Source organism: Pseudoflavonifractor sp. MCC625 (assembly GCF_018784545.1).
Lineage (GTDB): Bacteria > Bacillota > Clostridia > Oscillospirales > Oscillospiraceae > Pseudoflavonifractor_A > Pseudoflavonifractor_A gallinarum.
The window spans coordinates 56,450-70,616 of sequence record NZ_WQOJ01000034.1; the positions used below are offsets into that span (position 1 = coordinate 56,450).

A 14,167-nucleotide genomic window follows, 5' to 3' on the forward strand; every position below is an offset into this window, starting at 1 on the left:
CTGTAACGGGGGGATGGCCGGCGGCCATCCCCTTTTTGTTAGGGCAAAGGGGGAATGAAGCGTGTTTCTGATGATGGAGGGCGCGTGGGAGGCGGGGCGCCGATTGGCCGCTACCGACTGTGAGGCTCTGCTCCGGCGGATCGGGCAGGGCGACGCGGAGGCCTTTGAGCACTTTTACCGCGCTACAGACCGGGCGATCTATGCCTATGCGCTCTCTCTGACCCGAAACCACCATGATGCGCAGGATATTATGATGGAGGCCTATCTCAAAGTGCGTTCGGCCGCCCATCTCTACCGGCCGGGCGGAAAACCCATGGCCTGGGTCTTTACCATTGTCAAAAATCTGGTGCGGGATCAGCAGCGGCGTACCGGCCGGGAAGAGCTGATGGGGGACTGCCCCGAAGGGGAGCTGGCCATTCCGGAGAGCGACCGGAGCGATGAGGCCATGGTCCTTCGCCAGGCCATGCGTGTGCTGAGTGCAGAGGAGCGGGAGATTGTACTTCTCCACGCCGTATCCGGACTCAAGCACCGGGAGATTGCCGGAATGCTGGAGCGACCTCTTTCCACGGTCCTGTCCAGGTATCACCGGGCGCTGGGAAAGCTGCGCGCCGCGCTGCTGGAATGCGAGGAGGTGTGAGGATGAGAAGAGAATGGAACGACCGTGAGGTAGAACAGCTGCTGCGCCGCGCCGTGGACCGAAGCGTCCCCGATGTGTTTGAGCAGGTCTCTTCTGAGGAGGTCCCTCCGCTGCTGAATGAGGACCACATCGTCCCCTCGCCGGTGCGCCGCCGCAGGCGGTGGCCCATTTTTGCGGCGGCCTGTCTGCTGCTGTTCCTTGCAGGGGCATTTTATCTGTGGATGAGTACGGCGGCCATCATCTCGATTGGAGAAGAGCCGGAGATCGAGATGGCAGTCAACCGGTTTCAGCGGGTCCTCCGGGTGGACGGGATAGCGGATGACGCAGTCCTGGGCCAGATGACCCTAGAGGGCGCGGAGGTGGAAGACGCGCTGGAGAGCGTATTTACTGCGCTGGCCCAACAGGGGCTGTTGACCGGTGGACTGGAGACCCCGGTATCGGTAGACGGCGGGAGCTGGCGCTACAACCGGGAGCTGCTGGACCTGGCCCAGGAAGAGCTTCAGGAGGCATGGGAGGAGTACGGCGGAATACAGCCGCCCGCTCCGAGTGGGGATGATATGGATCCGGATCTGCCCTCTCCCGATCCCACACAGCCTGTGCCCTCCGCTGCGCAGCCATCTTCCCCCGGGACGGCTGTGACGGCGGCGCCCAGCACCTCTCCGACGGCCGTTGATATGGCCCAGGCCCGGGCTGCGGCACTGGCCTATGTGGGTCTGAGCGAGGCGGACATCGTCATAGAGAAGGAACAGCAGGACTGGGACGATGGGCAAATGTACTATGAGCTGGAATTCCACAGTGCCGACACCGCGTATGAGTGTGTCGTGAACGCCGCCGGCCAGGTGGTCCAGTGTGAGCAGGAGCCGCTGCACGGCGGGGGCGGTGCGATGGAGCGAAACGGACAGAGCGCTTCCATCAATGCCCGCCAGGCGGCCGAGGCGGCATTGGCCCATGCGGGCGTCAGCGCCGCACAGGTGGCGGACTGGAGCAGCGAGCGGGAGGAAGACAACGGCGTAGTCTATTATGAGGTGGAATTTCAGTGCGGCGCCGTAGAGTATAAATATCACATTGACGCACAGAGCGGAGCGGTGCTGTCCTATGAACAGGAGAGCTGACCGCCTGTTGGAAGAGAAAAAGAGGCCCCCGGCACGATTACGTGCCGGGGGCCTCCGTCTGTTTTTGAGAAGGGGTTATTTTGCCTTGGCCAGAATCACGCGGATCTGACCGCCGTCAACGGCCGGTTTGTCATAGTAGCCGGTGAGGGTATAATCCCCGTTGTTCACCCGGGAGAGACTGGAGTAGTAATAGCTGTCATTGCGGATCTCGTAGACGGCCACCTGCTCAGAGACCGGGTATTTCTGATTGGCAGAGGAGATGGCGGTGGTAGAGGAGACCGAGTCCAGCGCGACCTCGCTCAGGTTCCGGACACGGTCGGGGTCCTGAACGGAGCCGATGACCTGGCAGGCTCCCTTGTGTACGCCGTAGACCGTATTGGTGGTGACAAGAGGAATGGAGGTTCCGGCCAGATCCAGGGTGTAGTTGCCCATCAGGGTCATGCCGGCGTTGATCTCCTTGGCGGAGGTAAGTACGCCGTAGGAATGCATATCTCCGGTGACATCTTCCAGGATAAGACGATCGATCTCGCCCTGTTCATTGGTGGAGTAGAAGCGTACCGCGTCGCTCTTGAGCTTCACGCCGCTCAGACGGTTGGGATAGACCCGGATGGCGGTGGTATCGTCGTAGGTATCCAGGATCTCCACATTGTCGGCCAGGGTATAGTCCCCCAGCTTGGTGGCGTCGGAATTAAAGGAGCCGGAAAGACTGGAGCTGGAGAGACGCTTGACCTGGATGGAGTCTCCGCTTCCGGTCACCCGCACCAGGTCACCCTCGTCCCAGTATTTATCCCGGGTGGGATAGGTAGCGGTGGCGCCGGAGGTGGTGACTAGAGTGATGGAGTAGCTGGTATAGGAGTCGCCGTTTTCGTCCACGTAGGAGCTGTTCTGTACCGCGGTGACCATGCCGACCACATCGGAAGATTCTCCCAAAACGCCGGAGGAACGGATGGCGGCAACGCCGCCGTCCCGGCCCAGCAGCAGGGTAACGGCATCGCCGGTACGGAACTGGCCCAGGTCACTGACGGAGTAGACCGCGTCGCTGCTCTCCAGAGGATACTCAGTTCCGGCTACCGTGACCGAGGTGGGACGGGAAGCAGAGGGAGAGACCCGCTCCAGCGTACCGGTCACCTTCTTGCTGTATGCCCAGAGCTGGTTCATGGAGTCAGACCAGTAGACCACATCCAGAGGCTGGATGGCCTGAGAGGAGGCGAGCTTTCCGTCCCGGTACACGGTGACGGAGGAGAGAGAGAAGGGAAGCTTGGAGGTCCAGCTGCCCTCTGCCACCACGGGGCCTTCCATGGCCGAGTTGACCAGAGCGACCCGGTCCAGCGTGCCGTTCTGATCCACCAGGTTGAGGCCGGGCTCCAGCGTATTGAGATAGTAGCTCCCCTGTTTGGTCTTGGCAGTCATGAGATTGTAGAAGAGATAGAGGGCGTCTTCCCGGGTCATGGGGCTGTTTTGGGTGGCGGTGACCCCCTCATCCAGGCCCAGATTGTGATAGGCGGCCATCTGACCGGCGGGATAGGCGCCGGTAAAGTCCTCTGTGGTGTAGCCCAGCAGGGGCAGGACCATGGTCACGCCCTCGGCCAGGGTGATGTTGGCGGAGGGGTGGAAGGTACCGTCCAGATAGCCCGAGACATACCCGGCCGACGCGGCGGCCTGCACATAGGGGGCGGCCCAGTGGGTCCGGGGCACGTCGGGATAGGGAGAGACACTGGCAGCCTCTCCGGCGCTGTCCCGGTAGGGAGAGGCGGCGATCACCATTTTGGTAAACTCCGCCCGGGTGACATAGCGGTCCAGGTGAAGGTCGCCGTTTTCATCCCCCACCAGAATGTCCAGGGCGGAGAGGACCTGGCCCGCCTCCTCCTCAGAGGGGACGGCGGCCAGGGAGGCGGGCATCAGACCCGCCACAAGCGCAGCGGACACAAGTCCGGCGAGAAGCGGTTTTTTCATATAAAAACTCCTTTTTCTCCGACGGGAGGGTATGGGATTACTCATACCGCAGCGCGTCGATGGGATTGAGGCGGGCGGCCTTGTTGGCGGGGAGGTAGCCAAACAGAATACCGATGCCCACCGAGACGCCAAAGGATACGGCGATACCGCCGATGGTGGGGACTGCAACAAAGCCGTTGTTGGTGGTGTTGAGGGCAAACGCGATGACGTTTGTCAGGACGTTGGCCATAATAATGCCCAGGACGATACCGATGGCCCCGCCGATGGCGGAGGTGGTACCCGCTTCAATGATAAACTGGCTGCGGATGTCCTTGCCCTTGGCGCCCAGGGATTTGCGGATGCCGATCTCCCGGGTGCGCTCCGTGACCGAGACCAGCATGATGTTCATAATGCCGATGCCGCCCACCAGCAGAGAAATGGCGGCGATGAGGATCAGAATCATCATGAGGGTATTGACCATGGAGTCCATGGCGTCCATCATCTCGGCCGAGGTCATGACAAAATAATAGTCCGAGCTCTGGAAGGTCTGATAGAGGCGGTTTTCAATGATGCCCTTGGCCGCGGAGGCGGTGTCGCGGGTGGTGCTGGTAAACATATAGAAGTTGGCGTCCGCCATGCCGTTAAGCCGGAGCGCGCTGGTATAGGGGATGTAGATAATATCGTCTCCGCTGCCCTCACTCAGATCGGCCACGGTGTCCAGCACACCAACCACCGTATAGGGCATGCCGCCGATGGAGATGGTCTGTCCCAGCGGATCGCCGGAGAAGGCGTTTTGCGCCAGATAGGCACCAATCACACAGACGTTTTGAAACCGGTCCACATCCACGAATTTGAGAAAGCGGCCGGTGGCGAGGGTCTCACCGCGCATGGTGGAGCCCTGCTCGCCCAGGAAGGACTCGCCCACGCCGTAGAGGCTGGTGCGCTCATACTCTTCCGTGCCCTGGCGCACCTTGGCCTGGGCGGTGACATAGGGGGTGACGCCGGAGATATAGTCGGGATACTTTTCGGCCAGAGCATACATGTCTTCCGGCTCAATGGTACGGGAAGAGCCCATGCCGCGGCCGTAGATCTGGACCTGGACCAGGTTGGAGCCCATGCTCTCAAACTGATCATTCATATAGTTCTGCATGCCGTTACCCAGGCTGGTAATGATGATCACGGCGGCTACGCCGATGATAATGCCCAGCATGGTGAGCAAGGCCCGCATTTTGCTGGTAGCCAGGGATTTGACCGCCAGACGGAAGGATTGGGAAATGTTCATGCCTGCCCCTCCTCACTGTGGAACACACCGGGGGGGATGTCCTCCTCCTCTTCACCGGAGAGGGTGGGCTGGACGACCGCGCGGGGATCGCTGGCATCTCCATCATAGATAATCTGTCCGTCCTGAAGGCGGACGATGCGCTTTGCCTTGACTGCGATGGAGTTATCGTGGGTGATGAGGACCACCGTGTCCCCCTCTTCATTGAGCTTGCGGAGAAACCCCAGGACCTCCCGGCCGGTACGGGAATCCAGGGCGCCGGTGGGCTCGTCGGCCAGGATCACCGAGGGATTCCCCGCCAGAGCCCGGGCGATGGAGACACGCTGCTGCTGTCCGCCGGAGAGCTGATTGGGGAGGTTTTTGCGCTTGTCGGCCAGCCCCACCCGCTCCAGGGAGCGGATGGCCCGCTCATGCCGCTCGTCGGCCGGGATGCCGGCGTAGAGCAGGGGGAGCTCCACGTTTTCCTGCACATTGAGCTTGGGGATCAGATTGTACTGCTGAAAGATGAAGCCAAGCATCTTGTTGCGGATCTCGGCCTGCTGGTCGTCGTCCATGGTCGATACGTCCACGCCGCCCAGATGATAGGTTCCGGAGGTGGGCACATCCAGACAGCCGATGATATTCATGGCCGTGGATTTGCCGGAACCGGACTGACCGACGATGGCCACGAACTCTCCCTCGTCGATGGTGAGGTTGATGCCGTCCAGTGCGTGGACGGTCTCGGTACCCATCTGATAGATTTTATAGACATCCTTGAGTTCGATGAGATGTTCCAAGGCTTAGCCTCCCATCATCATTGCCATGGCACTGGAGGACTCGTTCTTTTTCAGGACAATATCGCCCTCCTGCAGGCCGTCCAGGATCTCGATGTACTCGTCGTTGTTCCGGCCCAGGGTGACTTTTCGGGTCTCAATGGTGCCGGGGGAGATCATGGTGCCGTTTTCGTCGTACACGGCATCGGGACCGGGGAGCTTGACGGAGCCGCCGTCTGCGCGGTCCACGGTGTCGATGGGAACGCACAGGGCCTGGCCCGAGCGCTCCACGATGATCTTGGCCGAGACATTCATGCCGGGGTAGAGCCCCTCCGGATTATCCACCTGGACCGTGACCGGATAGGTGGTGACTCCGTTGGCGGTGGTGCCGTTGATGTTGATTTTGTCGACCCGTCCGGTAAAGGTCTTGCCGTCCAGAGCCTCGGAGGTGATCTCCACCTCCTGGCCCACCTGGATCTTGCTGATATCCAGCTCGTCGATGGGCAGGTCAAAGGTGAGGGCGCTCAGGTCATAGATGACAGCCGGATAGCTGACACCGGTGGTTCCCGTATTTCCACCGGAGGTGGTGGAGGTGCCGTCGATGTTGTCCCCTACATCCAGATTCTTTTCGATGACCGTGCCGTCGATGGTGGAGGTGATGGTGTAATTCTCCAGGCTGTCCTGGGCACTTTGCAGGGTCAGCTTGGCATTCTCCACATTCAGACGGGCATTTTCGATCTGGGTGGTGATGGAGTCGGCATCGAAGGAGCCGATGGTCTGACCGTCGGTGACCGAGTCCCCCTCTTTGACGGGGAGAGAGGCCAGTTCACCGCTGGTCTTGGCGACTACGGTCTTTTTGGCGGCGTACTCAAAGGGACCGGAGGCGGCACAGGAGAGGGTACCCACGGTGGCGGTTCCCGTGGAGGAATCGGTGATGATGCCGGGGTTGGTCACCAAGATGGTGACCGTGCGGGTCAGGGTGCCGCCGGTACCCACCTCCTCCAGCGGAGAGATGTCGGTGACCGTGCCGGTGATGGGCTGAGCGGTGCCGTCCACGACCACCGTGGCGCTCTGGCCCAGGGAGAGAGCGGCGGCATCCGCGGAGTGGAAGGGGACCTTGAGCTTCATGGTGGAGCGGTCCAGAATGTCGGCCACCTGCTGTCCAGCGGTCACATTGTCGCCCTCGTCCACGTAGAGCTTGGAGATGATGCCGCTGGCATTTGCGGTGAGCTTGGCATCCTTGGCACTGCTTTTCAGATTGTCGTACGTAAGCTGGGCCTGCTGAACGGCCAGTCGGGCCTGTTCAATGGAGGTCTCCACATCGCTGGCATCGATGCGGAAAAGGACATCCCCCTTGTGGACGGTGTCGCCCTCTTCGAAGGGAGCCTCCAGGATCTCGCCCCGGACCAGTGTAGTTACTTTATAGGAGTGGATGGGGGAGATGGTACCGGTACCCGACACGGTGACCGTCAGGTCCTGCATAGAGACTGTTTCGGGAAGATAGCTGCCGGCCATGGCCATCTGTGTGCCGCCCATGCAGCTTTTCAAGAGAAAAGCCACAATGGCCACGATGACCACCAGCACAATGAGCCGCTTGACCCATTTGCGCTTTTTCTTGGGCGGTTTGAACTTGGGGGCATGTTCCTTTTTGGCGGGTGCGGCGGGTTCCGCCACAGCCGTGCCCTGGGTGAGTTGGGTTTGTTCCATACGTATCTCCTTTTCCTAAAGTGGCTACGGCAGCTCCGGTTTGGAGACCATGCCGCGCTGAAGAATATCAAAAATGCGGACCAGACGCGCCCGGGCAGGGGCGGGGTCCTCCATCTGAATCCCGGAGAGGATGGCTGAACCGGTGACGGCGCACAGCAGATGAAAGCTCTCACGCAGATCTTCTTCATGCCGCAAATCCAAACAGGTCGGATCGATCTGGTCCAGAAGACGGAGCAGCGGCGGCTCCGGAAGATCGGAGCGGAGAATGAGATCGGGATTCATGGGATGGTTGAGCTGCAGGATGCGCACCACCTCTTCAAACGCGCGGTCCCGCTGCGGCAGGCGGTAATAGGCCTGCAGCTGGTCAAAAAGATCCAGCAGGGCGGGAAAGGGGTTTCCGCCCCGGCTGCGCAGCGCGGAAAGGGCGGGCGCCTCCAGTTGATGGGCATAGAGATCCAGAAGATAAAAAAATAACTCCCCTTTGTCGCGAAAATACATGTAAAAACTTCCGCGGGAGATGTCGGCCTCCTGAATGATCCGGTTAATGGAGGCATCGGCAAAAGGGACCCGTGCAAACTCCTTTCGGGCGGCGCAAAGCAGTTTCTCCTGCTTTTCCGGCGGCAGGCGGAAAAAGGTGCTGCTGGGCAATCATCGACCACTCCTTCCTGCATGATATGACAACTTGTCATATATCATCATAGAGGACAGTATGACATCTGTCAATCAAAGGGCAGCGGAGTTTAAAGAATCTTAACATTCACCGGAACAAGAATACACCTTTCACCCGGTGAAAAGTCAAGAGAAAAGGGACAGTGGTATGATACCGCAGAAAAAGCTAAGTCCCGACTAAAAAAGGATGAAGATTTTATTAAAAAATGGCAGGTATATCGGGCGGGGCAGGATGATTGACGGACGGGGAAAATGCGGCTACAATGGCCTTACCAACATTCACAAGAGAAACGGAGTGTGTACTATGCAGTCGATCTTTGACCGGGCAGTAGACCGGAGAGGGAGCGGGAGTGTCAAATGGGACCGGGCGGACAAGAATTTTGGAGGAACGGATCTCCTGCCCATGTGGATTGCCGACATGGACTTTCCGTCACCCCCGGGAGTCCTCGCGGCACTCCGGCAGCGGGTGGAACAGGGGATTTTTGGATACAGTGTGCTGACGGAAGCGTACTATGAGGCGGTGATCGGCTGGATGGCCCGCCGTCACCAGTGCGAGGTAAAGCGGGAGTGGATCGTGTTCGCACCGGGTGTGGTCTCCGCATTGAATTTCGCTGTACAGGCTGTGACGGAGCCGGGGGACGAGGTGATGATCTCCACGCCGGTATATGCCCCCTTCTACCGGGCGGTGGAGGAGTGGGGACGGGTGGTAAACCGGTGCCCGCTCAAGCGCTCAGACGGGCGGTATACCTTTGACTTTGAGGAGATGGAGCGGCGCATCACTCCCCGGACCCGGGCGCTGATGCTCTGCTCTCCCCACAATCCGGTGGGCCGGGTCTGGACACGGGAGGAGCTGGAAGCGCTGGGCCGGTTCTGCCTGCGGCACGATCTGATGGTCATTGCCGATGAGATCCACAGCGATTTGGTATTCCAGCCCCATACCGTGTTCTGGAATGCGCTGCCCGAAATGGCCCAGAGGACCATCCTCTGCACAGCACCCAGCAAGACCTTTAATCTGGCGGGGATCCAGGCCTCCAATATCATCATCCCCAATGAGGAACTGCGGCGGAGATACCGCTCGGTGGCGGAGCGCCATCACGCCCTCTCGCCCAACGCCTTTGCGGAGGCGGCGGTGGTGGGTGCCTATCGGGACTCGGAGGCATGGCTGGATGAGCTGCTGGTCTATCTGAAAGGAAATGTGGATTATTTTTGCGCCGAGGTGGCCCGCAGTTTGCCGAAGCTGCGGGTGCTGCCTCCGGAGGGGACCTATCTGGCCTGGGTGGACTGCTCCGGCCTGGGCCTTTCGCCGGAGGAGCGGCAGCGCTTTTTGGTAGAGAAGTGTAAAGTGGCGTTTAACGACGGGAGCAGCTTCGGACCGGAGGGCGCAGACTTTGTGCGTGTCAATCTGGCCTGTCCCCGCTCTACCGTGGAGGAGTGTCTGCATCGGCTGCGGACAGGCGGTTGTTGAATCATTGCTTTGAGACCCGGGCGGTACAGTTCTGGCTGTGCCGCCCGGACTGTTTTTTTGAGGCTGCAAGGACCAAAAACAGCAAATGTCCGCGAGAGATGGACTATCATGCGCGCAAAGAACAAATATTAAACTCGCCGTTTTGGAAATTAAATTGTTCAAAACGCATAATTATGTGGAATTTTTCAAATAGGGCCGGTCTGCGATTGACTTTCTTGGTAAAATAATCTACAATCTTTTAAGTTGAGAAGTTTGTGAACTTTAGCGTTTGGATTCGAGAGGAAGACAAGCGATAGACGATAACGGAAGAAAGCAGGTGGAGATCATTAAGCCCGAAGATAAGCAGATTCTGGACCGCATCCTGCAGGCGCATGGATATCGGAAGGATCAGGTGATCGGAGTACTCCAGCAGGTCCAGCAGGAGTACCACTATCTACCCGAGGAGGCCCTCACCTATGTGGCCCGGGGCCTGAAGCTCAGCGAGGCCCGGGTATATGGCGTAGCGACCTTCTATGAGAATTTTTCCCTGGAGCCCAAGGGAAAGTATGTCATCAAGGTGTGTGACGGCACGGCCTGCCATGTGCGCCACTCGGTCCCGGTGCTGGAGGCCTTCCGGGAGGAGCTGGGGCTGAGCGCCGAGCGGCGCACCACCCCGGATATGCTCTTCACCGTGGAGACTGTGTCCTGCCTGGGGGCCTGCGGACTGGCACCGGCCTGTACGGTCAACGATCAGGTCCATCCGGCCATGACGCCGGACAAGGCCCGGGCCCTCATTGCCCGTCTGAGAGAGGAGGAGCAGAATGGAACGGATCAGTAACCGCAAACAGCTCATTGCCCTGCGGGAGCGCTGCGCCGGCCTTCTGCGCAGCCAGCGCAAGCAGGTGCTCATCTGCGCGGGTACCGGATGTGTGGCCGGCGGCTCCCTCCAGGTGTTTGAACGCCTGAAGACCCTCATGGAGGAGCGGGAGATCCCCTGTACCGTCACCCTGGACCATGGTCCCCATGAGCATCCCGTGGGTATGAAGAAGAGCGGCTGTCACGGCTTTTGTGAGTGCGGCCCGCTGCTGCGCATCGAGCCCATGGGTCTTTTGTACATCAAGGTCAAGGTGGAAGACTGTGAGGAGATCCTGGAGAAGAGCATCCTCCGGGACGAGGTCATCGACCGGCTGATCTACCATGACGCCGAGGGCAACGCCTTTGCGCGGCAGGATGACATCCCCTTCTACCGCCAGCAGACCCGTGTGGCGCTGGAGCACTGCGGACACATCAATGCCGAGTCCATCCAGGAGTACATCGCCGTGGGGGGCTACTGCGCGCTGGAGAAGGCCCTCTTTGAGATGACGCCCGAGCAGATCGTGGAAGAGATCAGTGCGTCCAGCCTGCGGGGCCGGGGCGGCGGCGGCTTCCCCACCGGAAAGAAGTGGCGGCAGGTGCTGGAGCAGAAGTCCGACATCAAGTATGTGGTCTGCAACGGCGACGAGGGCGACCCGGGCGCCTTCATGGACCGCTCCATGATGGAGGGCGATCCCCACCGGGTCATTGAGGGTATGATCGTGGCCGGTATTGCCACCGGAGCGCACCACGGCTATATCTATGTCCGGGCGGAATATCCTCTGGCGGTGGCCCGTCTTCAGAAGGCCATTGCCCAGGCGGAGGAGCTGGGCCTGCTGGGTGAGCACATCCTGGGCTCGGATTTCTCCTTTGACCTGAAGATCAGCCAGGGCGCGGGCGCCTTTGTCTGCGGCGAGGGCAGTGCCCTGACCGCGTCCATTGAGGGCAAGCGCGGCATGCCCCGAGTCAAGCCTCCCCGCACGGTGGAGAAGGGACTCTTTGAAAAGCCCACTGTCCTCAACAATGTAGAGACCTTCTGCAACGTTCCCCCCATCCTCAACCGGGGCGCTGCCTGGTATCAGACCATTGGACCGGAGAAGAACCACGGCACCAAGGCCTTTGCCCTGACCGGAAATGTGTGCAACACCGGACTCATCGAGGTCCCCATGGGCACCACCCTGCGCCAGATCATCTTTGATATCGGCGGCGGCGTGAAGGACGGCAACTTCAAGGCGGTGCAGATCGGCGGCCCCTCCGGCGGCTGCCTGTGCTTCAACAGCGCGGAAGAGCACCTGGATATGCCTCTGGACTTTGACTCCCTGAAAAAGGTGGGCGCCATGATCGGCTCCGGCGGCCTGGTGGTCATGAACGACAAGAGCTGCATGGTGGAAGTGGCCCGCTTCTTTATGAACTTTACCCAGAACGAATCCTGCGGTAAGTGCGTCCCCTGCCGTGAGGGCACCAAGCGGATGCTGGAGCTGCTCAACGACATTGTGGAGGGAAGAGGCACGGAGGAGCACATCCATCTGCTGGAACAGCTGGTGGATACCATCTCTGCCACCGCCCTGTGCGGTCTGGGCAAGACGGCGGCCGGCCCGGTGGTGAGTACGCTCAAATACTTCCGGGACGAGTACATGGCCCATGTGGTGGATCATACCTGCCCGGCCGGTCAGTGCAAGGCGCTGCTCTCCTACACGATCGACCCGGAGCTGTGTAAGGGCTGTACCAAGTGCAGCCGCAACTGCCCGGTGGGCGCCATCTCCGGTACGGTGAAGAAGCCCCATGTCATCGACCAGAGCAAGTGTATCAAGTGCGGCGCGTGCATGGAAAACTGCAGCTTCCATGCCATATCCCGGGGTTGAGGAGGATGCAGATGTCTAAGTATATGTTTATTGACGGGATCCGGGTGGAATTTGACCAGGAACCCAATATTCTCACTCTGGTGCGCAAGGCGGGAATCGAGCTGCCCACCTTCTGCTATTATTCCGACCTCTCCATCTACGGCGCGTGCCGGATGTGCATGGTGGAGGACGAGCGGGGCGGCATGGTGGCCGCCTGCTCCACCCCGCCCAAGCAGGGTATGAGCATCCGCACCCATACCCCTAAGCTCTACAAGCACCGCCGCATGATCCTGGAGCTGCTGCTCTCCGCCCACTGCCGGGACTGCACCCTGTGTGAAAAGAGCGGCAAGTGCAGCCTTCAGAAGCTGGCCCGCCGCTTTGGTCTGCGGGACATCCGGTTCCGTCCCCTGGAGGAGCAGAAGCCTCTGGACAACTCCTCCCGGGCCATTGTGCGGGACCCCTCCAAGTGCATCCTGTGCGGCGACTGTGTCCGGATGTGCAACGAGACCCAGCATGTGGGCGCCATTGATTTTGCCCACCGGGGTGCCCGGATGACGGTCTCCACCGCCTTTGAGCGCCCGCTGGCCGAGACCAACTGCGTGGACTGCGGTCAGTGCGCCGCGGTCTGCCCCACCGGCGCGATCACCGTCAAGAGCAGCGCCGACGGGGTGTGGAGCGCCATTCACGATCCCGGTGTGCGCACCGTAGTCCAGATCGCCCCCGCCGTCCGTGTGGCGCTGGGCGAGGAGTTCCGGCTGGGCGCCGGAGTGGATGTGATGGGCCGGATCATCGCAGCCCTCCACCGCATGGGCTTCGACCAGGTCTTTGATACCGCCGTAGGCGCCGATCTGACCATTATGGAAGAGGCTGGTGAACTCAAAAAGCGCCTGGAGGAGGGGGAAAAGGAGTATCCGCTCTTTACCTCCTGCTGCCCGGCCTGGGTCCGGTATGCCGAGACGGCCCATCCGGAGCTGGTTCCCCATCTCTCCACCTGTAAGTCTCCCATGGAGATGTTCGGTGCGGTCCTCCGGGAGCACTACCGCCTGGAGGATGAGCGGGACGGGAAAAAGACGGTCTCGGTGGCCATCATGCCCTGTACCGCCAAAAAGGCGGAGGCGGCCCGGGAGGAGTACATCCGGGATGGACGCCCCGACGTGGATTATGTCCTCACCACCACCGAGCTGGTGCAGATGATCGAAGAGGCGGGCATCGAATTTGACGAGCTGGACATTGAGGCTCCTGATATGCCCTTCTTCCTCTCCTCCGGAGCCGGCGTCATCTTCGGCGCCACCGGCGGTGTGACTGAGGCGGCTCTGCGCCGTCTCTCCGAGGACAAGAGCCCCCGTGCCCTGCGGGAATTTGAGTACGCAGGCGTGCGCGGCATGCAGGGCGTCAAGACCTGTGAGGTCCCCTATGGCGAGCGGACGCTGCGCATTGCCGTGGTCAGCGGACTGGGCAATGCCGACCAGCTCATCGAGCGGATCGAGGCAGGGGAGGAGCATTTTGACTTCGTGGAGGTCATGGCCTGCCCCGGCGGCTGTGTGGCCGGTGCCGGTCAGCCCTTTGGACACCGGGGCCAGGTGGACCTGCGCTCCCAGGGACTCTACAAGGCGGACAAGGCCTCGGTGATGAAGCGCAGTGAGGAAAATCCCCTGATCCGCTCCCTTTACGACGATATCCTCAAAAATCGCGTCCACCAGATGCTCCACGTCCACCGGGGACAGAACTGAGGCTGGGTGAACCGTATTCTACCATTTTGTGGATAACTCTGTGTGCTGCAGAAAACGCTCTGCGAATTCATTCTTTGACATGGTGCGCCGTTCGGCGCACCATGTTTTTTCTCTCTGGGGCGGACAGGAACACCGGGAAAGGGAGGAGCATACCCTGAACATGGGTGCCCGCCAGATCGGGCACCGCAGGCATCTGTATGCCTGATTTTCTT

11 protein-coding genes are annotated in these 14,167 nt (G+C 60.5%); 6 read left to right on the plus strand and 5 right to left on the minus strand.

All coding sequences use genetic code 11. The features are described from left to right. The first annotated feature begins 70 nt into the window (after nt 1-70). Complete coding sequence (locus GPK94_RS12270) at nt 71-637, plus strand: RNA polymerase sigma factor (RefSeq protein WP_101691591.1); 567 nt, start codon at nt 71-73, stop codon at nt 635-637. 2 nt (nt 638-639) lie between these two features. Then, a complete protein-coding gene (locus GPK94_RS12275) occupies nt 640-1,749 on the plus strand; it encodes a PepSY domain-containing protein (RefSeq protein ID WP_215655946.1) in 1,110 nt (369 codons plus the stop codon). 75 nt (nt 1,750-1,824) lie between these two features. On the opposite strand, the gene GPK94_RS12280 is transcribed toward GPK94_RS12275, so the two are convergent. Genes GPK94_RS12280 through GPK94_RS12300 form a run of 5 tightly spaced genes read right to left on the minus strand, consistent with a single transcriptional unit; the run spans nt 1,825 to nt 8,067 of the window. Next, nucleotides 1,825-3,702: an S-layer homology domain-containing protein gene (locus GPK94_RS12280; RefSeq protein ID WP_215655947.1), complete on the minus strand. Its 1,878-nt coding sequence runs from the start codon at nt 3,700-3,702 to the stop codon at nt 1,825-1,827. Nucleotides 3,703-3,739: 37 nt separating this feature from the next. Further along, a complete protein-coding gene (locus tag GPK94_RS12285) occupies nt 3,740-4,963 on the minus strand; it encodes an ABC transporter permease (protein ID WP_193538294.1) in 1,224 nt (407 codons plus the stop codon). Beyond that, nucleotides 4,960-5,736 (minus strand): ABC transporter ATP-binding protein, encoded by a 777-nt coding sequence (locus tag GPK94_RS12290; RefSeq protein WP_101691465.1) that lies wholly within the window; start codon nt 5,734-5,736, stop codon nt 4,960-4,962. The genes GPK94_RS12285 and GPK94_RS12290 overlap by 4 nt, the downstream gene beginning before the upstream one ends. 3 nt (nt 5,737-5,739) lie before the next feature. Continuing rightward, complete coding sequence (locus GPK94_RS12295) at nt 5,740-7,419, minus strand: HlyD family efflux transporter periplasmic adaptor subunit (protein ID WP_215655948.1); 1,680 nt, start codon at nt 7,417-7,419, stop codon at nt 5,740-5,742. Nucleotides 7,420-7,443: 24 nt separating this feature from the next. Next, a complete protein-coding gene (locus tag GPK94_RS12300; RefSeq protein ID WP_101691463.1) occupies nt 7,444-8,067 on the minus strand; it encodes a TetR/AcrR family transcriptional regulator in 624 nt (207 codons plus the stop codon). Nucleotides 8,068-8,392: 325 nt separating this feature from the next. Between GPK94_RS12300 and GPK94_RS12305 the strand changes: the two genes are divergently transcribed. The 4 genes from GPK94_RS12305 (at nt 8,393) to GPK94_RS12320 (ending at nt 13,955) form a co-directional block, all read left to right on the plus strand. Further along, a complete protein-coding gene (locus tag GPK94_RS12305; RefSeq protein WP_215655949.1) occupies nt 8,393-9,553 on the plus strand; it encodes a PatB family C-S lyase in 1,161 nt (386 codons plus the stop codon). Nucleotides 9,554-9,875: 322 nt separating this feature from the next. Continuing rightward, nucleotides 9,876-10,370 carry an NAD(P)H-dependent oxidoreductase subunit E gene (locus tag GPK94_RS12310; RefSeq protein ID WP_101691590.1) on the plus strand — a complete coding sequence of 165 codons (495 nt, stop codon included), beginning with the start codon at nt 9,876-9,878 and terminating at the stop codon, nt 10,368-10,370. Then, nucleotides 10,354-12,246 (plus strand): NADH-quinone oxidoreductase subunit NuoF, encoded by a 1,893-nt coding sequence (locus tag GPK94_RS12315; protein WP_215655950.1) that lies wholly within the window; start codon nt 10,354-10,356, stop codon nt 12,244-12,246. The genes GPK94_RS12310 and GPK94_RS12315 overlap by 17 nt, the downstream gene beginning before the upstream one ends. A gap of 11 nt (nt 12,247-12,257) precedes the next feature. Then, a complete protein-coding gene (locus tag GPK94_RS12320; RefSeq protein ID WP_195279489.1) occupies nt 12,258-13,955 on the plus strand; it encodes a [FeFe] hydrogenase, group A in 1,698 nt (565 codons plus the stop codon). Nucleotides 13,956-14,167: the final 212 nt, after the last annotated feature.

What these genes read in the sequence shown, in the direction of transcription:
- GPK94_RS12270 (WP_101691591.1), top strand. Translation starts at nt 71, where the DNA reads ATGATGGAGGGCGCGTGGGAGGCGGGGCGCCGATTGGCCGCTACCGAC.
- GPK94_RS12275 (WP_215655946.1), top strand. Translation starts at nt 640, where the DNA reads ATGAGAAGAGAATGGAACGACCGTGAGGTAGAACAGCTGCTGCGCCGC.
- GPK94_RS12280 (WP_215655947.1), bottom strand. Translation starts at nt 3,702, where the DNA reads ATGAAAAAACCGCTTCTCGCCGGACTTGTGTCCGCTGCGCTTGTGGCG.
- GPK94_RS12285 (WP_193538294.1), bottom strand. Translation starts at nt 4,963, where the DNA reads ATGAACATTTCCCAATCCTTCCGTCTGGCGGTCAAATCCCTGGCTACC.
- GPK94_RS12295 (WP_215655948.1), bottom strand. Translation starts at nt 7,419, where the DNA reads ATGGAACAAACCCAACTCACCCAGGGCACGGCTGTGGCGGAACCCGCC.
- GPK94_RS12305 (WP_215655949.1), top strand. Translation starts at nt 8,393, where the DNA reads ATGCAGTCGATCTTTGACCGGGCAGTAGACCGGAGAGGGAGCGGGAGT.
- GPK94_RS12315 (WP_215655950.1), top strand. Translation starts at nt 10,354, where the DNA reads ATGGAACGGATCAGTAACCGCAAACAGCTCATTGCCCTGCGGGAGCGC.
- GPK94_RS12320 (WP_195279489.1), top strand. Translation starts at nt 12,258, where the DNA reads ATGTCTAAGTATATGTTTATTGACGGGATCCGGGTGGAATTTGACCAG.